The following is a 22,959-nucleotide window of genomic DNA, read 5'->3' on the forward strand; positions in this document are numbered from 1 at the left end:
TGTTGCGTATTGATTTTATTTGATCGGTAAATGTCATTGGGCTGTAATATTCATTTAATGTTTTTGTTCTTTTCTTCTGTTTCTCTCTTTCTTGATTTGTTTTCATATTTTTAAATCAATAAATTAAAGTGAGGTTAATGAGGAGAGTAACGTATACCTCGGATCCCAGAGAAAGCTTACGTCAAATTTCCGTTTCTCTGTACTTTGTTTTTGATTTTCTAATTACTTAAGGAAATATTTTCAGATCGGTGGAGTCAATCACCTGATGTATGACCTTCGCCACCGCAACTGGATCTCAGACTCCAATAGATTATGAAATTACAATATAATCAGGTGGGGATAACATCAGAATAGATCATTTTTTCTCTCCCCCCCTTTCCAATCTCATGATTTATTCCTTTATTCTTGCTTCGGCGGCACAGCATGGCGGTGAAATCCGCTATGCTGGTCAGAGAGTCTGTAAAATGCCATTCAGATAAACTTGACGCGCTAAGGACAAATCATGACGCTCGAACTTATCCCTGTTGGTATCAGTGCCTGTCTGCTGGGCAACCCCGTGCGGTTTGATGGCGGACACAAGCGTTTGACGTTTGCCGTTGAAGAATTGGCGCCTTATCTTCGCTTTGAACTTGTCAGTCCCGAAATGGCGGTGGGTTTACCGGTGCCACGTCCGGCGCTCAGGCTGGTGCGAGAGGGGGAAAACCACATCACGCTGCGCGCCAGTAATGGTTCACCGCTGGAGGTCACACAGCAAATGACGGTATTTTCCGCTGACAAAGTCAGCCAGCTTCAGCACTTATGCGGGTATATCGTCTGCGTGAAATCGCCAAGCTGCGGTATGGAACGAGTGAAGGTTTACGATGAAGTACAAAAGAGCGCGCGCAAAAGCGGAATAGGCCTGTTTACGCAAGAGCTGATGCGGCAAATGCCCTGGTTACCGGTTGAAGAAGATGTGCGTCTGAACGATCCCGATTTGCGTGAAAATTTCATTGAGCGCGTTTATGCGCTGCATGAACTGAATCAGCTATGGCAAAACGGACTGAGTCGCGGCGCGCTGATTGCCTTTCACAGCCGCTACAAATTGCTGCTGTTGGCGCATTCTCAGCCGGAATACCGCAAACTGGGGCCGTTTGTGGCGGGAATCGACAAATGGGCCTCGCTGGAAGACTATATTGTTGAATATCGGACGCGGCTGATGAGGCTGCTGTCAAAACCGGCGACGCGGCGCAATCACACCAATGTGCTGATGCATGTCCAGGGCTATTTCCGTCAGCAGCTTACTTCTCAGCAGCGACAGGAGCTGGCTCAGCTGATTGATCGCTATCGTCAGGGGTTGCAGCCGTTGCTGGCTCCCATCACATTACTCAAACATTACATGGCGCAATACCCGGATGCCTATCTGGCTCAGCAGCGTTATTTCGAGCCATACCCGGAAGCATTGCGCCAGCGTTATGGACACTCGTTTTCCGCCTGAGGAATCTCATGAGCACGCATGTAGTCTGGCTGCGCAACGATCTGCGCGTCACCGATAATCTGGCGCTTCACGCCGCCTGTCAGGATCCCGATGCGACCGTGCTGGCGCTCTTTATCGCGACGCCTGCGCAGTGGGAAAAACACGCGATGGCGCCGCGTCAGGCCGCCTTTCTGCTTGATAACCTGCGGGTGGTGCAGCATGCGCTGGCCGAAAAAGGTATCCCGTTGCATTACCACGAATGCCCTGACTTCGCGGCATCGGTTGACTGGCTGGTGCAATTTTGCGCGCGGCGACAGGTTACCGATCTCTTCTATAATTATCAGTATGAAATCAATGAGCGCCTGCGTGATAAGCAGGTGAAGACGCGTCTGGCCGGCAGTGTAAACTGCCACGGTTATCATGATAGCCTGTTGCTGCCGCCGGGCAGCGTGCTTAACGGCAGCGGTGAGATGTATAAAGTGTTTACGCCGTTTCGTCAGGCTTTTATCAAGCGTCTGCTGGCTGCCGATACCGCCTGCGCACCGGCGCCGGACGTGCGCGGTGAACCCATCAGCGATATGGCGGCGCTGTCGCCGTTTAGCTATCCGCGACGCGAGGTGGACAGCGACGATTTCCCTCCCGGCGAGCGTGCGGCGCTACAGTCATTGCGGCGTTTTTGTCGTGAACAGGCGCAGGATTACGACAAACGGCGGGATTTCCCGGCGTTGCCCGGCACCAGTAAACTCTCTCCGTATCTGGCGCTAGGGATACTGTCGCCGCGTCAGTGTGTTAGCCGCCTGCTCGCCGAGAACCCGGAGATGCTGGAACGACGTGAAGGTGGAGCATTTATCTGGTTTAACGAGCTGGTCTGGCGTGAATTTTATCGCCACCTGATTGTGTTCTGGCCGGCATTATGTAAACACCGTCCGTTCACCGCGTGGACGCAATGGGTGAAATGGCGAGTGTCGCCGGAAGCGTTATCGGCATGGCAGCAGGGCAAAACCGGCTACCCGATTGTGGATGCGGCGATGCGCCAACTGAATGAAACGGGGTGGATACACAACCGCCTGCGTATGATTTGCGCCAGCTTTCTCGTCAAAGATTTACTGATCGACTGGCGTGAGGGCGAACGCTATTTTATGTCGCAGCTGTTAGATGGCGATCTGGCTGCGAATAACGGCGGCTGGCAGTGGGCGGCCTCGACCGGTACTGACGCTGTACCTTATTTTCGTATTTTCAACCCGACGACGCAGGGTGAGCGTTTCGATCCCGACGGTCGGTTTATTCGTCACTGGCTGCCCGAACTGGCCGCCGTGCCGGATAACGATATTCATCAGCCCCATCGCTGGGCTGACAAACAGCAGCATCAGTTGAACTACCCGCAGCCAATCGTCGATCATAAGAAAGCCCGTCAGGAGACGCTGGCGGCGTTTGAGGCGGCGAAAAACGCTGGCATGGCGGATAACGAGCAAGAAGAGAGAAGTCAGTATGCGTAATGTGGATCTGGAACGATTAATTAACGAGAAACTGAACACGGAGGCATTTCAGGATTACGGGCCGAACGGTTTACAGGTTGAGGGGCGTGCAGACGTAAAACGTATTGTGACTGGCGTAACGGCCTCACAGGCGCTGCTGGACGCCGCGGTAGAGGAACAGGCCGATGCGATTCTGGTGCACCACGGCTACTTCTGGAAAAACGAACCGCAGATTGTCTGCGGCATGAAGCGTAATCGTCTTAAGACGTTGTTGATGAATGACATTAACCTGTACGGCTATCATCTGCCGCTGGATGCGCACCCGGAATTGGGCAACAACGCACAGCTGGCCGCCTTGCTGGATATTGACGTGCAGGGATTAATTGAACCGTTGGTGCCGTATGGTGCACTGGCGCAGCCGATGACGGCGGATGCCTTTTGCCGCCGGGTGGAAAAACGGCTGGGGCGTACCGTGCTGCATTGTGGGGATAATGCACCACCGCAGATACAGCGTGTCGCCTGGTGTACCGGTGGCGGTCAGGGCTTTATTGAACTGGCGGCCCGCTTCGGAGTCGATGCGTTTATTACCGGAGAAGTCTCCGAGCAAACCATTCATATCGCGCGCGAAATGGGATTGCACTTCTTTGCAGCAGGACACCATGCCACCGAGCGCGGCGGTATTCAGGCGCTGGGCAAGTGGCTGGCGGCGCAGCATGGTTTCGAGGTGACATTTATTGATATTCCCAATCCGGCCTGATGACGGGCAACGTGCGTATCGTACCTGTCGACGCTTGCATCTTGGCATTATTGTTGCTTAATCGCTGAGATGACAACCTATCGGTGAGCGCTGCGAATCATTAGGTCATGTTCAGCATGATGAATAAAATGCTATTCAGGAGGAAAGGTTGCAACGAGCACGATGTTATCTTCTGGGCGAGAGGGCCGTCGTTCTGGCGCTGGAATCGCCAGTGTCGCTGGAGAGCCAGCAGCGGATATGGGGACTTACCGAGCGTCTGAACCGCCATGAAGACGTACTGGAAGTGATTCCGGGCATGAACAATCTGACGGTGCTGTTGGCGCATCCCCATCCGGCGGTGGAGACGATTGAACGGTTGCAGCGTTGGTGGGAAGAAAGCGAATCGCTGGTGTTTGACCCACGGGACATCGATATCCCTGTCATCTATGGCGGCGATGCCGGACCGGATCTGGAGGAGGTCGCGCATCACAGCGGGTTGACGCCGCGTCAGGTTGTGGATGCGCACGCTGCCGGGCAGTACGTGGTCTACTTCCTGGGATTTCAGCCGGGGTTTGCCTACCTTGGCGGGCTGAGCGCGCAGTTGCATATGCCGCGTCGCGCTGAACCTCGCCTGCGAGTGCCGGCGGGGTCGGTTGGGATCGGCGGGGCGCAGACGGGAATCTATCCGCTAGATACACCCGGAGGGTGGCAATTGATTGGTCGTACATCGGTGATGCTGTTCAACCCGCAAACGATGCCGCCAACGCTATTGCGACCCGGAGATAATGTCCGGTTTCTGCCGCAGAAGGAGGGCGTATGCTGAAAGTGATTCAAGCCGGACTGCATACCTCGGTGCAGGACACGGGGCGCATCGGTTTCCGCCGTCTGGGGATCAGCCAGTCAGGCGCGCTCGATCTCCCTGCGTTGAAAATGGCTAACCTATTGGTCGGCAACGAAGAGGGCGCCGCGGCGCTGGAAGTGACGCTGGGCAGGTTTAGTGCCACATTCACCTCTGCCCGCTGGATCGCGCTGACCGGGGCGGATTGCCATGCGGATCTGGATGGGAAACCGCTCTGGACGGGCTGGCGTTTTGCGGTGAAACCGGGACAAACGTTGAAAATGCGCCTGCCGCGTAACGGAATGCGCAGCTATCTGGCGCTGTCCGGCGGTGTGGATGTGCCGGAAGCGCTCGGCTCACGCAGTACCGATTTAAAAGCCGGGTTCGGTGGTTTTGACGGACGTTTGTTGCGAGATGGCGATGAGTTGCCGTTGGGGACGCCGACGCGTGAACCGAAACGGGAAGCAGGAATTAAACAGCTACTGTTTGGTAACCGCGTGCGTGCCCTGCCGGGACCGGAGTATGAGACGTTCAGTGAAGAGATACAGGAGCTGTTTTGGCGCACGTCATGGCAATTGAGTCCACAGAGTAACCGCATGGGCTACCGACTGCTGGGCGCCGAGCTACAGCGCGCCACCTTGTCGGGCAGCAATCCGGGCGAGCTGCGGTCGCATGGGCTGCTGCCGGGCGTCGTGCAGGTTCCTCACAATGGCCACCCGATTGTGCTGCTGGCCGACGCGCAAACGACGGGCGGTTATCCGCGTATTGCGACGGTCATTGAAGCGGATTTATTCCATCTGGCGCAAATCCGGCTCGGTGAGCCGATACATTTTATTCGCTGTACGCGAGCTCATGCGCAAAAAGCCCTGGAAGAGCAGCGTCGTTATCTCGAACAACTCGCATGGAGGCTGCATGGTGATTGATCTGAATGCCGATTTGGGGGAAGGGGGGGAGTATGACGAAGCGTTACTGAAGCTGGTGACCTCTGCAAACATTGCCTGTGGCTTTCATGCGGGCGATGCTCAAACCATGCGGCAGTCGGTACGTTGGGGGATCGGTTATGGCGTAGCGCTCGGCGCGCATCCGGGTTTTCCCGATCGTGAAAATTTTGGCCGTAAAGCGATGCAGTTTCCTGCGGACATCGTGTTTGCGCAGATCGTGTATCAGCTCGGCGCACTGAGTGCGATTGCTGCTGCCGAAGGGGGCGCGCTGTCGCACGTGAAGCCTCATGGTATGTTGTACAATCAGGCGGCGAGCGATCCTGAACTGGCGGATGCGGTAGCCAGCGCGGTAAAGCGCGTGAACCCGACTTTGCGTCTGGTTGGATTGGCGGGAAGTGAGTTAATTCGCGCGGGGCGGCGGTTGGGGTTGGCGACGCGTCAGGAGGTGTTTGCCGATCGCAGCTACCAGTCCGACGGTTCGCTGGTGCCCCGTACTCAGGCCGGTGCGCTGATTAACAGCGACGAACTGGCGCTGGCGCAGACGCTGGAAATGATTCAACGCCAGCGGGTCAGGGCGATCGACGGCTCCTGGGTTAATGTGCAGGCGGATACCGTATGTATCCACGGTGACGGGCAACATGCGCTGCTGTTTGCCCGCAAACTGCGTAATTGCTTTATCCAGCATCAGATAACGATAGCGGCGACCTGATTATTTTTGACGGAAGCGGGGAGAGAAAACGCGCGCTTGTTACGACATCCACGTTTGCAGGAGGATACGATTGGCGCGTAGGCTGATGCGTGTCCTGCGGGGGCGCACGGTATTAATCGAGTGTGTCGGGAAAAGGCAGCATGTTTGATTTTCAGGGAGTTGAGTATGCCGGAAGGACCGGAAATTCGCCGGGCGGCCGATAAGCTGGTTGATGCGGTGGTCGGAAAGACGTTGACGCGCGTCTGGTTTGCGTTTCCGGGACTGAAGCGGTACGAAACAGAATTGCTCGGGCAGCAGATCAGGCAAATTGAAACGCGCGGCAAGGCGCTGCTGACCTACTTTAGCAATGGCCGGGTGCTGTATAGCCATAATCAGCTTTACGGCGTCTGGCGAGTCGTGAATGCCGGGGAATCACCGGAAACGAAGCGGGATTTGCGTATCCGGCTGGAGACGCAGGATCGCGCAATCCTGCTTTATAGCGCGTCAGATATTGAAATGCTGACGGTGGATTCACTCGGGGAGCATCCTTTTCTGCAACGCATTGGCCCTGATGTGCTGGATCTTTCGCTCACGCCGGAACAGGTACGCGAGCGTTTATTACTACCGCGTTTTCGCCGTCGTCGGTTGAGTGGGCTGCTGCTGGATCAGGCTTTCCTCGCGGGGCTGGGGAATTACCTGCGCGTCGAGATCCTCTGGCAGGCGCAGATCGCGCCGCAACACACGGCAGCAGAGTTGAATGAGGAACAGTTGCAGAGATTGAGTCGGGCGTTGCTGGAGATCCCCCGATTGTCCTACACCACGCGCGGCGCCGTTGATGAAAACCGACACCATGGGGCGATTTTTTCGTTCAAGGTTTTTCATCGTGACGGGGAAAGCTGCGAGCGTTGCGGTGGAACCATTGAAAGAACGGTGCTGTCATCTCGCCCGTTTTACTGGTGCCCGCACTGCCAGGGTTCGCTGGCACACCCTTCTGAAAGCGCAAAGGCCGGGTAGTGATGTCTTAATGTCGATGTTTCGGGATTGAGATACCGGGGGCTGCCACGGTGCGGGGCATTCCCACACCGTGTTTCCCCCCCAATCCATATATGAGATCGTCATGCCCGGACTTTTGATTCGCGCCGGGGAGATTAATCCTGTTTCAGATTGGATGCAAAATCACGTTTGTCGTAGCCGGTATACAGCTGGCGCGGACGAGCAATCTTGATGCCATCGTCGTGCATTTCGTTCCAGTGTGCAATCCAGCCGACGGTGCGCGCCATCGCGAAGATCACGGTGAACATTGAAGACGGAATACCCATCGCTTTCAGGATGATGCCGGAGTAGAAATCCACGTTCGGATAGAGCTTCTTCTCAATGAAGTACGGGTCGTTCAGCGCGATATTTTCCAACTCCATCGCCACTTCCAGCAGGTCGTCTTTTCTGCCCAGTTCTCTCAGCACTTCGTGGCAGGTTTCACGCATAACCTTGGCGCGCGGGTCATGGTTTTTATACACGCGGTGGCCAAAGCCCATCAGACGGAAGGAGTCATTTTTGTCTTTCGCGCGTTCGATAAACGCCGGGATGTGCTCAACGCTGCTGATTTCTTCCAACATACGCAGGCAGGCTTCGTTCGCGCCGCCGTGCGCCGGTCCCCACAGCGAGGCGATCCCCGCGGCGATACAGGCAAAGGGGTTGGCGCCGGAAGAGCCTGCGGTACGCACGGTCGATGTCGAGGCGTTCTGCTCGTGATCGGCATGCAGGATCAGAATGCGATCCATCGCGCGTTCCAGCACGGGATTCACCACGTATTCTTCACATGGCGTAGAGAACATCATATGCAGGAAATTGCCCGCGTAGGACAGGTTGTTTTTGGGATAAACAAACGGCTGGCCCAGTGAATATTTGTAGCACATCGCCGCGACGGTCGGCATTTTGGACAGCAGGCGATACGCCGCGATTTCGCGGTGGCGCTCGATGCTGATGTCCAGCGAATCATGATAAAACGCCGCCAGCGCGCCTGTGACGCCGCACAGAACGGCCATTGGGTGTGAATCGCGGCGGAAACCGTGGAACAGACGGGTAATCTGCTCATGAATCATGGTGTGGCGGGTAACGGTCGTTTTGAAGGTTTCAAACTGCGATGGTGTTGGTGCTTCTCCGAACAGCAGGATGTAACACACTTCAAGATAATTTGATTTTTCAGCGAGCTGATCGATCGGATAGCCGCGGTGCAACAGAACGCCTTCATCACCGTCGATATAAGTAATCTTGGATTCGCAAGATGCCGTGGACGTAAAGCCGGGATCAAATGTGAAGTAACCTTTAGAACCAAGGGGACGAATATCGATTTCATCATTCCCGAGCGTACCAGACAGGACATTTAGCTCAATCGGATCTTTACCTTCTACGGTAAGCGTTGCTTTTTTATCAGCCATTTACAGTCTCCTTAGCGCTTAAATTTTAAAAATCTTCACTGAAGAAATACCGTCATGCCTGCGCACCGGACAAAGGGTATGTCCGGTGAAACTCTGCTGTAACACAGTTGCCGAATAGGGAACAGAGTAAGGCGGATCGCCGCTTTCAGGATGAAAAATTGTTCTCCAGATAATTAACAATACACAGAATTAGATTGTCGTCATTACCAATGATTTTTACGTGGATTTTTCCCACTGTTACATAAGTTGCGTCAGTGTGGAAGCATCGCCGTCGAGCTTTAATTCATCATAAGGAATTTAATCCTCTATTTGTAATTTAAATGTTGAACTTTTGTCAAATCAGATAATTAATTTTATATAAATTGTGAAGTTCGTGATCTAAATCACTGTTCAGGGCAAATGTCACCAAACAGTTTGTAGGGTAATTGTAATAAGAATGTGAAGGACCTATACTGCCGACAGGTCTCCGGAATTACCCTGCAGTAGGAGCACCCAGTATGAAAGGATCATGCGTTGTTTAGACACCGGAATGTCGATGTTTGGGCGCGTATCGTACACCCGTTTCAGGGTCGCCAACTTTCATGCTGTCTGTCCTCACATCAGGTCCGGAGGAAGAAACAATAATAAAAGCTGTGTGGGCAAATCCGTGAAAAAACAAAGACCTGTCAATCTGGAATTGCAGACGATTCAGTTTCCCGTTACTGCGATAGCCTCTATTCTTCACCGCGTCTCTGGCGTTATCACCTTTGTTGCTGTCGGTATTTTACTGTGGTTGTTAGGCACCTCTCTTTCTTCAGAGGAAGGCTTCCTGCGCGCCGCAGAAATAATGGACAGCTTCATCGTCAAATTTATCGTTTGGGGCATTCTCGTGGCGTTGGCCTATCACATTGTGGGGGGGATTCGTCACCTTCTGATGGATTTTGGCTATATAGAAGAAGACCTGGCTACAGGTAAGCGTTCTGCAAATCTCTCCTTTATTATCACTGTCGTGCTTTCAATTCTGGCTGGAGTCCTCGTATGGTAAGCAATGCTTCTGCGTTAGGACGCAATGGCGTACACGATTGGTTGCTTATTCGCGCTTCCGCCATCGTCATCGTACTGTATGTTATTTATATCGTCGCCTTTATCGCTATGGCAGGCGACATCACTTATGAAATCTGGCGTGGCTTCTTTGCCATGGCCCTCACGAAAGTCTTCACACTGCTGACGTTATTTTCCATTCTAGTTCATGCCTGGATAGGGATGTGGCAAGTGCTGACCGACTACATCAAACCGCTGGCCTTACGCCTGATTTTGCAGTTGGCGATTGTGGTTGCGCTGTTGGTGTACGTCATTTATGGAACTATTGTGGTGTGGGGTGCGTAATGAATTTGCCAGTCAGAGAGTTTGATGCCGTTGTTGTTGGCGCGGGTGGCGCAGGTATGCGTGCCGCGCTGCAAATCTCCCAAATGGGCCTGTCCTGCGCCCTGTTATCGAAAGTTTTTCCAACCCGTTCTCATACCGTGTCCGCGCAGGGGGGAATTACCGTTGCGCTGGGAAACACCCATGAGGATAACTGGGAATGGCACATGTATGACACCGTCAAAGGGTCGGACTACATTGGCGATCAGGACGCCATTGAGTATATGTGTAAAACCGGGCCGGAAGCGATTCTGGAACTGGAGCACATGGGATTACCGTTCTCCCGTCTGGACGATGGCCGTATTTATCAGCGCCCGTTTGGCGGTCAGTCCAAGAACTTTGGCGGCGAGCAGGCCGCGCGCACCGCAGCTGCGGCTGACCGTACCGGCCACGCGCTGCTTCACACGCTGTATCAGCAAAACCTGAAAAATCACACCACGATCTTCTCCGAGTGGTACGCCCTCGATCTGGTGAAGAATCAGGACGGCGCCGTGGTCGGCTGTACGGCAATTTGTATCGAAACCGGCGAAGTGGTTTATTTCAAAGCGAAAGCGACCGTGTTGGCGACCGGCGGCGCGGGCCGTATCTACCAGTCAACGACCAATGCGCACATTAATACCGGTGACGGTGTCGGCATGGCATTGCGTGCCGGCGTGCCGCTACAGGATATGGAAATGTGGCAGTTCCACCCGACGGGGATTGCCGGCGCAGGGGTTCTGGTGACCGAAGGCTGCCGCGGTGAAGGCGGTTATCTGCTGAACAAGCACGGCGAGCGTTTCATGGAACGCTATGCGCCGAACGCGAAAGATCTGGCGGGCCGTGACGTCGTTGCCCGTTCCATCATGATCGAAATTCGCGAAGGCCGCGGCTGTGATGGCCCGTGGGGGCCACACGCCAAACTGAAGCTCGACCATCTGGGTAAAGACGTTCTGGAATCTCGTCTGCCGGGAATTCTTGAGCTGTCCCGTACCTTTGCTCACGTCGATCCGGTAAAAGAGCCGATCCCGGTCATCCCCACCTGCCACTACATGATGGGCGGTATTCCGACCAAAGTGAGCGGTCAGGCGTTGACGGTCAATGAGAAAGGCGAAGATGTCGTGATCCCCGGCCTGTTTGCCGTGGGCGAAATTGCCTGCGTATCGGTACATGGCGCAAACCGTCTTGGCGGTAACTCGCTGCTCGATCTGGTGGTGTTTGGTCGTTCGGCGGGCATTCACCTGCAAGAATCTCTGGAAGAGCAGGGGACAAGCCGTGATGCCAGCGACTCCGATATTGAGGCTTCGCTCGATCGCCTGAACCGTTGGAACAACACCCGTTCTGGGGAAGATCCGGTCGAAATCCGCAAGGCGCTGCAATCCTGTATGCAGAACAACTTCTCGGTCTTCCGTGAAGGGGATGCAATGGCGAAGGGGCTTGAAGAGCTGAAAACGATCCGCGAACGCCTGAAAAATGCGCGTCTGGATGACACGTCAAGCGAATTCAACACGCAACGCATCGAATGTCTGGAGCTGGATAACCTGATGGAGACCGCCTATGCGACGGCGGTGTCTGCCAACTTCCGTACCGAAAGCCGTGGCGCGCATAGTCGCTTCGACTACCCGGAGCGTGACGATGAGAATTGGCTGTGCCATTCGTTGTATCTGCCGCAAACCGACAGCATGACGCGCCGCGAGGTGAACATGCAGCCTAAACTGCGTCCGGCGTTCCCGCCGAAAGTACGTACTTATTAATTGCGGAGATCAGACGATGAAACTCGAATTTTCTATTTATCGTTATAACCCGGATGTTGATGACGCCCCGCGGATGCAGGACTATCAGCTGGAAGCCGATGAAGGCCGCGATATGATGCTGTTGGATGCGTTGATGCTGCTCAAAGAGCAGGATCCGACGCTTTCCTTCCGTCGTTCCTGTCGTGAAGGGGTCTGCGGCTCTGACGGCGTCAACATGAACGGTAAAAACGGACTGGCTTGTATCACGCCCATTTCAGCGTTACGCCGCGGAAGCAAAAAAATTGTTGTCCGTCCTCTACCGGGATTGCCGGTTGTACGCGATTTGGTAGTGGACATGGGACAGTTCTATGCCCAATATGAGAAAATAAAACCTTACCTGTTGAATAATGGGAAGAATCCTCCGGCGCGTGAGCATCTGCAATCGCCTGAACAACGTGCCAAGCTGGATGGGTTGTATGAATGTATCATGTGTGCCTGTTGCTCGACGTCTTGCCCGTCATTCTGGTGGAATCCGGACAAGTTTGTCGGTCCGGCAGGGCTGCTGGCCGCGTACCGTTTCCTGATCGATAGCCGCGATACGGAAACCAAGCCCAGATTGGACAATCTGGACGATGCGTTCAGTGTTTTCCGCTGCCACGGTATCATGAACTGCGTCAACGTCTGCCCGAAAGGACTGAACCCGACCAAAGCGATTGGTCATATTAAATCGATGTTGTTACATCGCAGCGCGTAACGCGTGATTGCATAAGTAAGTAGTAAAACAGGTATCTCCCTCTGAAGTTGCTATTCTTCAGGGGGAGCACAGGAAACCTTTAAAAACCGGCTTACGCGCCAGAACCGGTTTTTAAAGGTTCCTTAGAGGGAATGGATCCCCTGCTCGTACTGAATACGACAAGTGAACCGTTTGTATGACAACCGATTACGGGCATGAATGACATGTTAACCACGGCGAAAACTGAAGCTTATTAGCTTAAGGGATCATAATGCAGAACGGCGCAATGAAGGCCTGGCTGGATTCCTCCTATCTGGCGGGCGCGAACCAGTCCTACATAGAGCAACTCTATGAAGATTTTTTAACCGATCCAGACTCGATCGAACACAGCTGGCGCTCAATTTTCCAGCAATTGCCGACGAGTGGGGTCAAACCGGATCAACTCCATTCCAAAACGCGTGAATATTTCCGTCGCTTGGCGAAAGATGCCTCACGTTTTACTTCATCTGTCACCGATCCCGATATTGATGCCAAGCAGGTCAAGGTCTTGCAGTTGATCAATGCGTTCCGCTTTCGCGGGCATCAACAGGCTAACCTAGATCCGATCTTCCTGCGCCCTCAGGAACCCGTCGCAGAACTGGATCTGGATTACCATAATCTGACGCAGAATGACTTAGAAGAATCCTTCAACGTGGGGTCTTTTGCCATTGGCAAAGACACCATGAAGCTGAAAGATTTGTATGAGGCACTGAAGCGCACCTATTGCGGCGCTATCGGTGCGGAATACATGCACATCACCAGCACGGAAGAGAAGCGTTGGATCCAGCAGCGTATTGAATCAGTCATGGGGCAGCCGTCGTTTACGGCGGAAGAAAAGCGCCGTTTCCTGAAAGAGTTGACCGCCGCGGAAGGGCTGGAGCGTTATCTGGGGGCCAAGTATCCCGGCGCCAAGCGTTTCTCGTTGGAGGGCGGCGACGCATTAGTGCCGATGCTGAAAGAGTTGATACGCCATGCGGGGGCGAATGGCACTCGTGAAGTGGTGTTAGGGATGGCGCACCGTGGTCGTCTCAACGTTCTGGTTAACGTTTTGGGTAAGAAACCCCAGGATCTGTTCGATGAATTCGCCGGCAAGCATAAGGAGCACCTTGGCACGGGGGATGTGAAGTACCATCAGGGCTTCTCTTCCGATTTCGATACCGAGGGCGGTCTGGTGCATCTGGCGCTGGCATTCAACCCTTCTCATCTGGAAATTGTCAGCCCGGTGGTCACGGGATCTGTGCGCGCGCGTCTCGATCGCTTAAATAGCCAAAGCGGACCGCGTGTCCTGCCCATCACGATTCACGGCGACGCGGCGATTAGCGGTCAGGGCGTGGTGCAGGAACTGTTGAACATGTCGACCGTGCGCGGTTACGAAGTCGGCGGCACGCTGCGTATCGTGATCAATAACCGTATCGGTTTTACGACGTCGAACCCGCTGGATATCCGCTCAACCGAATACTGTACCGATATTGGCAAAATGGTGCAGGCGCCGATTTTCCACGTTAACGCGGACGACCCGGAAGCGGTGGCCTTCGTGACGCGTCTGGCGCTGGATTTCCGTAACGCATTCAAACGCGATGTGTTCATCGATCTGATTTGCTATCGCCGTCATGGCCATAACGAAGCGGACGAGCCCAGCGCCACGCAGCCGATGATGTACCAGAAAATTAAAAAGCATCCGACGCCGCGTAAGGTTTATGCCGATCGTCTGGAGCAGGAAAACGCCATCAAGCTGGAAGATGCCACGGAGATGGTCAATCTGTATCGCGATGCGCTGGATGCCGGTGAATGCGTAGTGGAAGAGTGGCGTCAGATGGATATGCAATCCTTTACCTGGACGCCTTATCTGAACCATGAGTGGGACGATCCCTATCCGCACGCGACGGAGATGAAACGCTTACAGGAACTGGCGAAGCGTATCAGCGAAGTTCCGGAAGGCATCGAGATTCATCCTCGCGTTGCCAAAGTGTATGCCGACCGCGCTGAGATGGCGAACGGCAACAAACCGTTCGACTGGGGGGCCGCCGAAACGTTGGCCTATGCGACGCTGGTCGATGAAGGGATCCCGATTCGCCTGTCCGGCGAAGACAGTGGGCGCGGTACCTTCTTCCATCGCCATGCGGTGGTGCACAACCAGAAAAATGGATCCAGCTATACGCCGTTGAGCCACGTGCATAACGGACAGGGCGAATTTAATGTCTGGGACTCCGTTTTGTCCGAAGAAGCGGTATTGGCCTTTGAATATGGTTATGCGACGGCTGAACCGAAAACGCTGACCATTTGGGAAGCGCAGTTTGGTGACTTTGCCAACGGCGCTCAGGTCGTCATCGATCAGTTCATCAGTTCGGGTGAGCAAAAGTGGGGCCGGATGTGCGGCCTGGTGATGCTGCTGCCGCACGGCTATGAAGGGCAGGGGCCGGAACACTCCTCCGCCAGACTGGAGCGCTATCTGCAATTGTGCGCAGAGCAGAACATGCAGGTCTGCATTCCGTCAACGCCGGCGCAGGTGTACCACATGCTCCGCCGTCAGGCGCTGCGCGGTATGCGTCGTCCGCTGGTGGTGATGTCGCCGAAATCATTGCTGCGCCATCCGTTGGCGATCTCTTCTCTGGATGAACTGGCGAATGGCGCCTTCCAGCCGGCGATCGGTGAGGTGGAAGCGCTGGATCCGACCGCTGTGAAGCGCGTCGTGCTTTGCTCCGGTAAGGTCTACTATGATTTACTGGAGCAGCGCCGTAAGAACGAACAAAAAGATGTGGCGATTGTACGTATCGAACAGCTTTATCCGTTCCCACATCAGGCTGTTCAGACTGCTCTGGAGCCTTTTGCTCATGTTCATGATTTCGTGTGGTGTCAGGAAGAACCGCTGAATCAGGGAGCCTGGTATTGCAGTCAGCACCATTTCCGTGAAGTGATTCCATTTGGGGCTTCTTTACGTTACGCAGGACGCCCGGCGTCTGCCTCACCCGCCGTTGGCTATATGTCCGTACACCAGAAGCAGCAGCAAGATCTGGTTGATGACGCGCTGAACGTTGATTAAATAAAAGGATAGATAATGAGTAGCGTAGATATTCTTGTACCTGACCTGCCTGAATCGGTCGCCGATGCCACTGTTGCGACCTGGCATAAAAAGCCGGGCGACAGCGTCGAGCGTGACGAGGTATTGGTTGAAATTGAAACTGATAAAGTCGTGTTGGAAGTGCCAGCCTCTGAAGCGGGCGTGTTGGATGCCGTGCTGGAAGACGAGGGCGCGACGGTAACGTCTCGCCAGTTATTGGGCCGCATTCGCCGTGGCGACAGCTCCGGAAAAGCAACCAGCGAAAAATCGCAGAGCAAAGAATCGACCCCGGCGCAGCGCCATACGGCAGGGCTGGAAGAAGAAAATAATGAAGCACTGAGTCCGGCTATCCGTCGCCTGATTGCTGAACACGATCTGGATGCCTCGGCCATCAAAGGCAGCGGCGTTGGCGGGCGTATTACCCGTGAAGACGTGGAGAAACATCTGGCTGCGCAGACGAAGGATTCCGCTACCGCCGCGAAGCCTGAAGCGGCGGCCTCTCCGGCTCCGACGTTGGGTGGGCGCAGTGAAAAACGCGTTCCTATGACGCGCCTGCGCAAACGTGTTGCCGAGCGTCTGCTGGAAGCGAAAAACAGCACTGCCATGCTGACAACCTTCAATGAAATCAACATGCAGCCGATCATGGATCTGCGCAAGCAGTATGGAGAAGCGTTTGAGAAGCGTCATGGCGTGCGTCTGGGCTTTATGTCTTTTTACATCAAAGCCGTGGTGGAAGCGTTGAAGCGTTATCCTGAAGTCAACGCCTCCATTGATGGCGAGGACGTGGTTTACCACAACTATTTCGATGTCAGCATTGCGGTATCGACGCCGCGCGGTCTGGTTACGCCGGTGCTGCGCGATGTCGATGCGCTGGGTATGGCGGACATCGAAAAGCGCATCAAAGAGCTGGCGGTGAAAGGCCGCGACGGCAAGTTGACGGTTGAAGAGCTGATGGGTGGTAACTTCACGATTACCAATGGCGGCGTCTTCGGTTCACTGATGTCTACGCCGATCATCAACCCGCCGCAGAGTGCGATTCTGGGGATGCACGCCATTAAAGATCGCCCGATGGCGGTGAATGGTCAGGTGGTTATCCTGCCGATGATGTATCTGGCGCTGTCTTACGATCACCGTTTGATCGACGGTCGTGAATCCGTTGGCTTCCTGGTGACGGTGAAAGAGATGCTGGAAGATCCGACGCGTCTGCTGTTAGACGTTTAGGACGACAGTTAACCTTGTTCTGGCGGCGAGCCTTGATGCCAGCCGCCAGCCGCCAGCGACGAGACGCGACACAACACAATATGCTATGCAGGCCGCTTTCCAGCGGCATTATCCAAATATCAGAGTGTTAACGGAGTGTTTGTGCTGAATGATTCAGCCATAAAACATTGTCTGCTGACTAATCTCAAAACCTAAATGGATAGAACATCATGAATTTACACGAGTATCAGGCAAAACAACTCTTTGCTCGATATGGTTTACCGGCGCCGACCGGCTATGCCTGTACCACACCGCGTGAAGCGGAAGAAGCCGCTTCCAAGATTGGTGCGGGTCCGTGGGTCGTCAAATGTCAGGTGCATGCCGGTGGCCGTGGTAAAGCCGGCGGCGTTAAAGTGGTCAGCAATAAAGAAGATATCCGCGCTTTTGCTGAAAACTGGCTGGGTAAAAAGCTTGTCACTTATCAAACGGATGCGCAAGGCCAGCCGGTACACCAAATTCTGGTCGAGGCTGCTACGGATATCGACAAAGAGCTTTATCTGGGGGCGGTGGTTGACCGCGGTACCCGTCGCGTGGTGTTCATGGCATCCACGGAAGGCGGTGTAGAAATTGAAAAGGTGGCGGAAGAAACGCCGGAACTGATCCATAAAGCCGCTATCGACCCGCTGACGGGGCCGCAGCCTTATCAGGGGCGCGAGCTGGCCTTTAAGCTGGGACTGAGCGGTAAGCAAGTCGCGCAGTTCACCAAGATTTTCATGGGACTGGCGACCCTGTTTCTGGAGCGCGATCTGGCGCTCGTGGAAATCAACCCGCTGGTGATCACTAAGCAGGGCGATTTGGTGTGTCTGGACGGAAAACTCGGAGCGGACGGCAATGCGCTATTCCGTCAGCCTGAGCTGCGCGAAATGCGTGACCCTAGTCAGGAAGATGCCCGTGAAGCTCATGCGGCGCAGTGGGAACTGAACTATGTGGCGCTGGATGGCAACATTGGCTGTATGGTGAACGGCGCCGGTCTGGCGATGGGCACCATGGATATCGTGAAACTGCATGGCGGTTCGCCTGCGAACTTCCTTGATGTGGGTGGCGGCGCCACGAAAGAACGCGTGACCGAAGCGTTCAAAATCATCCTGTCTGATGACAAAGTGAAGGCCGTGTTTGTTAACATCTTTGGCGGGATTGTCCGTTGCGATCTGATTGCGGATGGCATTATCGGCGCGGTAGCGGAAGTGGGCGTTAATGTGCCGGTGGTGGTGCGTCTGGAAGGGAATAACGCGGAGCTGGGTGCCAAGAAACTGGCGGATAGCGGCTTGAATATTATTGCCGCGACGAGTCTGACGGGCGCCGCGCAGCAAGTTGTTGCAGCAGTGGAGGGTAAATAATGTCCATTCTGATTAATAAAAATACCAAAGTTATCTGTCAGGGTTTTACCGGTAGTCAGGGGACATTCCACTCTGAGCAAGCGCTTGCATACGGTACGCAAATGGTTGGCGGTGTGACGCCGTGCAAAGGTGGCACGGAACATCTGGGCTTGCCGGTGTTTAATACGGTGCGTGAAGCGGTGGAAGCAACGGGCGCGACGGCATCCGTCATCTACGTTCCTGCGCCGTTTTGTAAAGATTCTATTCTGGAAGCGATTGATGCGGGAATCGAACTGATCATCTGTATTACCGAAGGCATCCCGACGCTGGATATGCTGACGGTGAAAGTCAAGCTGGAGCAGAGCGGCGTGCGGATGATTGGCCCGAACTGTCCGGGTGTCATTACGCCGGGCGAATGTAAGATCGGTATTATGCCGGGCCATATCCACCTGCCGGGCAAGGTGGGGATTGTTTCTCGTTCCGGTACGTTGACGTATGAAGCGGTGAAGCAAACGACCGATGCCGGGCTTGGCCAGTCCAGTTGTGTTGGCATCGGCGGCGACCCGATTCCTGGCTCTAACTTCATCGATATTCTGAAGCTGTTTGAACAGGATCCGCAAACGGAAGCCATCGTGATGATCGGTGAAATCGGCGGTACAGCGGAAGAAGAAGCCGCGGCGTACATTAAAGACCACGTAACTAAACCGGTTGTGGGATATATCGCGGGAGTGACGGCGCCGAAAGGCAAGCGTATGGGCCATGCTGGTGCGATCATCGCGGGTGGTAAGGGCACCGCAGACGATAAATTCGCGGCGCTGGAAGCCGCCGGGGTTAAAACCGTGCGCAGTCTGGCGGATATCGGTGATACAGTGAAAGCGGTATTAGCGCGTTAATCGATAGTTGAGATAACGACTCAGGCCACCTTCGGGTGGCTTTTTTTATGCGAAAAAATGATGAAATCCAATTTGATAAGGTACGCACGGCGATTGATGATGACCACTGCCGAGCCAAAATGCATGTAATGATATGTAATAAAATAAGAGGTGTACCGCAGAAAAAAGCATAATAAAAATGCCGTCTGGTGCATGTGAATAATGGATTTATAAAGTAAATAACATATTGCCAAATTAATTCCAGTTAAACTCAAAAATCACATATTATTAACAATAAACACAATGGAGAAATTAACTCAACGCTTTAATTACCATAAGCGTATTAAATTGTTTTAGATCAAAAAGTACCTATAGATATATTTCGTGAAATGGGATTAAATTGCGCCAGGTCAATCAGCGGCCTTTATGCTATTTCATAAGAAAGTTGATTTGAGACCAAAAACCTAATCCACGTCACGTAAAAACCTATTTATTGTAGGGGATTACAGGCGTAATATACGGTTACCTCTTCTATGGAGGTATGCCGTTTGTAATACTTGAGGTTTATCTTTGACTTGCTGTTGAGGCGTCGTGTTGTGGTTGCTTTAACGATGGGAATATTTTTAGCGTTTGTGACAACCCGTGTTAAAGCCATTCTTGTTGTGTTCTTTTTGGGTGTTCATGGGCGGATGTTTGGCGGCTTGTCAGTGTTTGCAAGCTAACCCCTTCCTGCGAGGAGCAAGGAGTTAAAATGTTTGATGTAGTCGAACTGTCACGTTTACAGTTTGCCTTAACTGCAATGTACCATTTTCTATTCGTACCATTAACGCTGGGGATGGCGTTTTTGCTGGCGATTATGGAAACGGTATATGTGCTGTCCGGCAAACAAATCTATAAAGATATGACCAAGTTCTGGGGCAAATTATTCGCAATTAATTTCGCTCTCGGGGTCGCTACCGGATTGACCATGGAGTTTCAATTCGGCACAAACTGGTCGTATTTTTCTCACTATGTCGGGGATATTTTCGGCGCACCGCTGGCGATTGAAGGCCTGATGGCATTCTTCCTCGAATCGACCTTTGTTGGGTTGTTCTTCTTCGGCTGGGATCGTTTGGGTAAAGTGCAACACATGGCTGTTACCTGGCTGGTTGCTCTGGGGTCCAACTTCTCTGCGCTGTGGATTTTGGTCGCGAATGGCTGGATGCAAAACCCCATCGCATCGGATTTCAATTTTGAAACCATGCGTATGGAAATGGTGAGCTTCGCCGATCTGGTGCTGAACCCGGTTGCTCAGGTGAAATTCGTTCACACGGTGGCCGCAGGTTACTGTACGGGCGCGATGTTCATTCTGGGTATCAGTTCTTACTATCTGCTGAAAGGCCGCGACATTGCGTTTGCCAAGCGTTCATTCGCTATCGCGGCAAGCTTCGGTCTGGCTTCTGTTCTGTCTGTTATCGTGCTGGGTGATGAATCCGGTTATGAAATGGGCGACGTGCAGAAAACCAAACTGGCAGCGATTGAGGCCGAATGGGAAACTCAGCCTGCTCCGGCATCGTTTACGCTGATCGGCATTCCTAACCAGGATACGATGGAAAATAACTACGCCATCAAGATCCCTTATGTTTTGGGCTTAATTGCAACCCGCTCAACGGATAAGCAGGTTACCGGTCTGAGAGAGCTGATGGATATGCACGAAGTCCGTATCCGCAACGGGATGAAAGCGTATCAGCTGCTGGAAGAGCTGCGTGCGGGCAATACTGACCCGGCTGTAAAAGAAGCGTTCAACCAGTCTAAGCAGGATCTGGGTTACGGTATGCTGCTGAAACGCTATACGGCAAAAGTGTCTGATGCGACGGAAGCGCAAATTCAGCAGGCAACTAAAGACTCTATTCCACGTGTCGCACCGCTGTACTTCTCTTTCCGTATCATGGTTGCCTGTGGCGTATTAATGCTGTTGATTATCGGTTTGTCTTTCTGGACAGTGCTGCGTGGCAAAATTGGTCAGAAAAAATGGCTACACCGTGCCGCGTTGTACGGTATTCCGCTGCCGTGGATTGCGGTTGAAGCCGGTTGGTTTGTGGCCGAATATGGCCGTCAACCCTGGGCCATTGGTGAGATTCTGCCGACGGCGGTCGCCACGTCATCACTGACAGCAGGGGATATCCTGTTCTCAATGGCGCTGATCTGTGGTCTGTATACGCTATTCCTGGTTGCAGAAATGTATCTGATGTTCAAATACGCGCGTCTGGGGCCAAGCAGCCTGAGAACGGGGCGCTACCATTTTGAACAACCTATAGCGGCTGCTCAGGAAGCACGGTAAACAGGAGTCCACTATGTTTGAATATGAAGTCTTGCGTTTTATCTGGTGGCTGTTGATCGGCATTCTGCTGATTGGTTTCGCCATCACCGATGGTTTTGACATGGGCGTGGGCATTCTGGTGCGTCTGATGGGGCGTGGCGATACTGAACGTCGAGTCATGATTAACAGCATCGCGCCTCACTGGGATGGCAATCAGGTATGGTTAATCACTGCCGGCGGCGCGTTGTTTGCTGCCTGGCCGATGGTTTATGCCGCTGCGTTTTCCGGGTTTTACGTTGCGATGATTCTGGTGCTGGCATCACTGTTCTTTCGTCCTGTCGGCTTCGATTATCGTTCAAAAATCGAAGATCCGCGCTGGCGTGGCATGTGGGACTGGGGCATCTTCATCGGTAGCTTTGTTCCACCGGTCGTGATTGGCGTCGCGTTCGGTAACCTGTTGCAGGGGGTACCGTTCCACGTCGATGAATATCTGCGTCTGTACTATACTGGGAACTTCTTCCAGTTGCTGAACCCGTTTGGTTTGTTGGCAGGCGTAGTCAGCCTGACGATGATCCTGACTCAGGGGGCGACTTACCTGATGATGCGGACCACGGGTGATTTACACGTGCGCGCCAAATCCGCAGCGCAGCTTGCCGCACTGGTGATGATGGTCACGTTTGCTCTGGCTGGCGTATGGGTGATTTACGGAATAGATGGCTATGTGGTGACCTCGGCGATCAACACCGCTGCTGAATCTAATCCGCTGCACAAAGAAGTTGCGCATCAGGCGGGCGCCTGGCTGATCAACTTCAATAATCATCCGGTATTGTGGGCGATTCCGCTGTTGGGCGTGGTACTGCCGATTCTGACCATCCTGATGGCACGCGCGGAAAAAGGCGCATGGGCGTTCCTGTTCTCCTCGTTGACGATTGCCTGTGTGATTCTGACGGCAGGCGTTGCCATGTTCCCGTTCATCATGCCTTCAGTGACGGCGCCTAACGCCAGCCTGACGATGTGGGATGCCACCTCAAGCCTGTTGACGTTGAAAGTGATGACGGTAGTCGCGATTGTTTTCGTCCCAATTGTGCTTGCCTATACCGCATGGTGTTACTACAAGATGTTCGGTCGCATTACTAAAGAACATATTGAGCAAAACACCCACTCAATGTACTAAGTAAGGAGCTTAATTTATGTGGTATTTTGCCTGGATACTCGGAACGCTTCTTGCTTGTTCACTGGGGATTATCACGGCCCTGGCGCTGGAGCAGAGTGAAGCAAGCAACGCGGCGAAAGACGATAAGCGATGAGCGATCTGGTCGATAAACTCTATTGCCTGATGGACAAGAGCCCGATAAGGGCTCTTTCCCTTATCATGGCGTTACTGCTGGCAGGCTGTGTGTTCTGGGATCCGGCGCGCTTTGCGGCGCGTACCAGTGAACTCGCCATCTGGCAGGGGATGCTGTTGATTTGGGCTGTTTGCGCCGGCGTTGTTCATGGTGTCGGTTTTCGTCAACAACGCCTGCATTGGCGTGCGTTTTTCGCCCCGCTTCCCGCCTTTGTGATCCTGTGCGCAGGATTGTACTATTTCTTCGGCTAACATAGCCGTCTATTCCATTTAGTTATGGGTTGCTAGCAACCCATAATTATTTTATTTCCATTGTCACAATCCATTCCAAACCTCATTTCTCTTGCGTATAGTAACTACG

General features: G+C 53.5%; 20 protein-coding genes. 19 read left to right on the plus strand and 1 reads right to left on the minus strand.

The features are described from left to right. Positions 1-502: 502 nt before the first annotated feature. The 7 genes from EDC54_RS01990 to nei all read left to right on the plus strand — a co-directional run bounded on the left by EDC54_RS01990 (position 503) and on the right by nei (position 7,145). The gene (locus tag EDC54_RS01990) at positions 503-1,474 is read left to right on the plus strand and encodes a YbgA family protein (protein WP_132452718.1); all 972 of its coding nucleotides are present in this window, start codon (positions 503-505) and stop codon (positions 1,472-1,474) included. Between the two features lie 8 nt (positions 1,475-1,482). Further along, positions 1,483-2,949, plus strand: a complete 1,467-nt coding sequence (phrB, locus tag EDC54_RS01995) for a deoxyribodipyrimidine photo-lyase (RefSeq protein ID WP_132452720.1) — start codon at positions 1,483-1,485, stop codon at positions 2,947-2,949. After that, positions 2,942-3,685 (plus strand): type 2 GTP cyclohydrolase I, encoded by a 744-nt coding sequence (locus EDC54_RS02000; RefSeq protein WP_132452722.1) that lies wholly within the window; start codon positions 2,942-2,944, stop codon positions 3,683-3,685. The genes phrB and EDC54_RS02000 overlap by 8 nt, the downstream gene beginning before the upstream one ends. 148 nt (positions 3,686-3,833) lie before the next feature. Continuing rightward, entirely contained in the window at positions 3,834-4,487 is a 654-nt protein-coding gene (gene pxpB, locus EDC54_RS02005; RefSeq protein ID WP_132452724.1) for a 5-oxoprolinase subunit PxpB, read from the plus strand. Further along, complete coding sequence (pxpC, locus tag EDC54_RS02010; protein ID WP_132452726.1) at positions 4,481-5,425, plus strand: 5-oxoprolinase subunit PxpC; 945 nt, start codon at positions 4,481-4,483, stop codon at positions 5,423-5,425. The genes pxpB and pxpC overlap by 7 nt, the downstream gene beginning before the upstream one ends. Continuing rightward, complete coding sequence (pxpA, locus tag EDC54_RS02015; RefSeq protein WP_132452728.1) at positions 5,415-6,152, plus strand: 5-oxoprolinase subunit PxpA; 738 nt, start codon at positions 5,415-5,417, stop codon at positions 6,150-6,152. The genes pxpC and pxpA overlap by 11 nt, the downstream gene beginning before the upstream one ends. Positions 6,153-6,317: 165 nt before the next feature. Further along, the gene (nei, locus tag EDC54_RS02020) at positions 6,318-7,145 is read left to right on the plus strand and encodes an endonuclease VIII (protein WP_132452730.1); all 828 of its coding nucleotides are present in this window, start codon (positions 6,318-6,320) and stop codon (positions 7,143-7,145) included. 134 nt (positions 7,146-7,279) lie between these two features. Here the strand turns inward: nei and EDC54_RS02025 are convergent, their stop codons facing one another. Then, the gene (locus tag EDC54_RS02025; protein ID WP_132452732.1) at positions 7,280-8,566 is read right to left on the minus strand and encodes a citrate synthase; all 1,287 of its coding nucleotides are present in this window, start codon (positions 8,564-8,566) and stop codon (positions 7,280-7,282) included. Positions 8,567-9,200: 634 nt separating this feature from the next. Here EDC54_RS02025 and sdhC point away from each other — a divergent pair. The 12 genes from sdhC (at position 9,201) to ybgE (ending at position 22,850) form a co-directional block, all read left to right on the plus strand. Then, complete coding sequence (gene sdhC / locus EDC54_RS02030) at positions 9,201-9,590, plus strand: succinate dehydrogenase cytochrome b556 subunit (protein ID WP_132453618.1); 390 nt, start codon at positions 9,201-9,203, stop codon at positions 9,588-9,590. Then, positions 9,584-9,931 carry a succinate dehydrogenase membrane anchor subunit gene (sdhD, locus tag EDC54_RS02035; protein WP_132452734.1) on the plus strand — a complete coding sequence of 116 codons (348 nt, stop codon included), beginning with the start codon at positions 9,584-9,586 and terminating at the stop codon, positions 9,929-9,931. Before sdhC ends, sdhD begins: the two co-directional genes overlap by 7 nt. Continuing rightward, positions 9,931-11,697, plus strand: a complete 1,767-nt coding sequence (gene sdhA / locus EDC54_RS02040; protein WP_132452735.1) for a succinate dehydrogenase flavoprotein subunit — start codon at positions 9,931-9,933, stop codon at positions 11,695-11,697. Before sdhD ends, sdhA begins: the two co-directional genes overlap by 1 nt. A 16-nt stretch (positions 11,698-11,713) precedes the next feature. After that, on the plus strand, positions 11,714-12,430 hold the full coding sequence (locus EDC54_RS02045; protein WP_132452737.1) for a succinate dehydrogenase iron-sulfur subunit: 717 nt from the start codon (positions 11,714-11,716) through the stop codon (positions 12,428-12,430). A 250-nt stretch (positions 12,431-12,680) separates the two neighbouring features. Then, positions 12,681-15,488 carry a 2-oxoglutarate dehydrogenase E1 component gene (gene sucA, locus EDC54_RS02050; RefSeq protein ID WP_132452739.1) on the plus strand — a complete coding sequence of 936 codons (2,808 nt, stop codon included), beginning with the start codon at positions 12,681-12,683 and terminating at the stop codon, positions 15,486-15,488. 15 nt (positions 15,489-15,503) lie between these two features. Beyond that, positions 15,504-16,727 carry a 2-oxoglutarate dehydrogenase complex dihydrolipoyllysine-residue succinyltransferase gene (odhB, locus tag EDC54_RS02055; RefSeq protein ID WP_132452741.1) on the plus strand — a complete coding sequence of 408 codons (1,224 nt, stop codon included), beginning with the start codon at positions 15,504-15,506 and terminating at the stop codon, positions 16,725-16,727. Positions 16,728-16,936: 209 nt separating this feature from the next. After that, positions 16,937-18,103 carry an ADP-forming succinate--CoA ligase subunit beta gene (gene sucC / locus EDC54_RS02060; RefSeq protein WP_132452743.1) on the plus strand — a complete coding sequence of 389 codons (1,167 nt, stop codon included), beginning with the start codon at positions 16,937-16,939 and terminating at the stop codon, positions 18,101-18,103. Further along, a complete protein-coding gene (sucD, locus tag EDC54_RS02065; RefSeq protein ID WP_132452745.1) occupies positions 18,103-18,975 on the plus strand; it encodes a succinate--CoA ligase subunit alpha in 873 nt (290 codons plus the stop codon). The genes sucC and sucD overlap by 1 nt, the downstream gene beginning before the upstream one ends. Positions 18,976-19,705: 730 nt before the next feature. Then, positions 19,706-21,274, plus strand: coding sequence for a cytochrome ubiquinol oxidase subunit I (cydA, locus tag EDC54_RS02070; RefSeq protein WP_132452747.1), 1,569 nt, complete (start codon positions 19,706-19,708; stop codon positions 21,272-21,274). A gap of 13 nt (positions 21,275-21,287) precedes the next feature. Further along, positions 21,288-22,427, plus strand: coding sequence for a cytochrome d ubiquinol oxidase subunit II (gene cydB, locus EDC54_RS02075; RefSeq protein WP_132452749.1), 1,140 nt, complete (start codon positions 21,288-21,290; stop codon positions 22,425-22,427). 16 nt (positions 22,428-22,443) lie between these two features. Beyond that, positions 22,444-22,560 carry a cytochrome bd-I oxidase subunit CydX gene (gene cydX / locus EDC54_RS02080; protein WP_132452751.1) on the plus strand — a complete coding sequence of 39 codons (117 nt, stop codon included), beginning with the start codon at positions 22,444-22,446 and terminating at the stop codon, positions 22,558-22,560. Further along, positions 22,557-22,850 carry a cyd operon protein YbgE gene (ybgE, locus tag EDC54_RS02085; RefSeq protein ID WP_132452753.1) on the plus strand — a complete coding sequence of 98 codons (294 nt, stop codon included), beginning with the start codon at positions 22,557-22,559 and terminating at the stop codon, positions 22,848-22,850. The genes cydX and ybgE overlap by 4 nt, the downstream gene beginning before the upstream one ends. The last annotated feature ends 109 nt before the right edge of the window (positions 22,851-22,959 follow it).

This window comes from Samsonia erythrinae, assembly GCF_004342665.1.
Taxonomy (GTDB): domain Bacteria; phylum Pseudomonadota; class Gammaproteobacteria; order Enterobacterales; family Enterobacteriaceae; genus Samsonia; species Samsonia erythrinae.

Bases quoted from the DNA above. Each gene is read 5' to 3' on its own strand.
- EDC54_RS02025 (WP_132452732.1), bottom strand. From the start codon at position 8,566: ATGGCTGATAAAAAAGCAACGCTTACCGTAGAAGGTAAAGATCCGATT.
- EDC54_RS02000 (WP_132452722.1), top strand. From the start codon at position 2,942: ATGCGTAATGTGGATCTGGAACGATTAATTAACGAGAAACTGAACACG.
- phrB (WP_132452720.1), top strand. From the start codon at position 1,483: ATGAGCACGCATGTAGTCTGGCTGCGCAACGATCTGCGCGTCACCGAT.
- sdhD (WP_132452734.1), top strand. From the start codon at position 9,584: ATGGTAAGCAATGCTTCTGCGTTAGGACGCAATGGCGTACACGATTGG.
- cydB (WP_132452749.1), top strand. From the start codon at position 21,288: ATGTTTGAATATGAAGTCTTGCGTTTTATCTGGTGGCTGTTGATCGGC.
- cydX (WP_132452751.1), top strand. From the start codon at position 22,444: ATGTGGTATTTTGCCTGGATACTCGGAACGCTTCTTGCTTGTTCACTG.
- sucA (WP_132452739.1), top strand. From the start codon at position 12,681: ATGCAGAACGGCGCAATGAAGGCCTGGCTGGATTCCTCCTATCTGGCG.
- EDC54_RS01990 (WP_132452718.1), top strand. From the start codon at position 503: ATGACGCTCGAACTTATCCCTGTTGGTATCAGTGCCTGTCTGCTGGGC.
- cydA (WP_132452747.1), top strand. From the start codon at position 19,706: ATGTTTGATGTAGTCGAACTGTCACGTTTACAGTTTGCCTTAACTGCA.
- sucC (WP_132452743.1), top strand. From the start codon at position 16,937: ATGAATTTACACGAGTATCAGGCAAAACAACTCTTTGCTCGATATGGT.
- pxpC (WP_132452726.1), top strand. From the start codon at position 4,481: ATGCTGAAAGTGATTCAAGCCGGACTGCATACCTCGGTGCAGGACACG.
- EDC54_RS02045 (WP_132452737.1), top strand. From the start codon at position 11,714: ATGAAACTCGAATTTTCTATTTATCGTTATAACCCGGATGTTGATGAC.
- sdhA (WP_132452735.1), top strand. From the start codon at position 9,931: ATGAATTTGCCAGTCAGAGAGTTTGATGCCGTTGTTGTTGGCGCGGGT.
- ybgE (WP_132452753.1), top strand. From the start codon at position 22,557: ATGAGCGATCTGGTCGATAAACTCTATTGCCTGATGGACAAGAGCCCG.
- nei (WP_132452730.1), top strand. From the start codon at position 6,318: ATGCCGGAAGGACCGGAAATTCGCCGGGCGGCCGATAAGCTGGTTGAT.
- sucD (WP_132452745.1), top strand. From the start codon at position 18,103: ATGTCCATTCTGATTAATAAAAATACCAAAGTTATCTGTCAGGGTTTT.
- odhB (WP_132452741.1), top strand. From the start codon at position 15,504: ATGAGTAGCGTAGATATTCTTGTACCTGACCTGCCTGAATCGGTCGCC.
- pxpA (WP_132452728.1), top strand. From the start codon at position 5,415: ATGGTGATTGATCTGAATGCCGATTTGGGGGAAGGGGGGGAGTATGAC.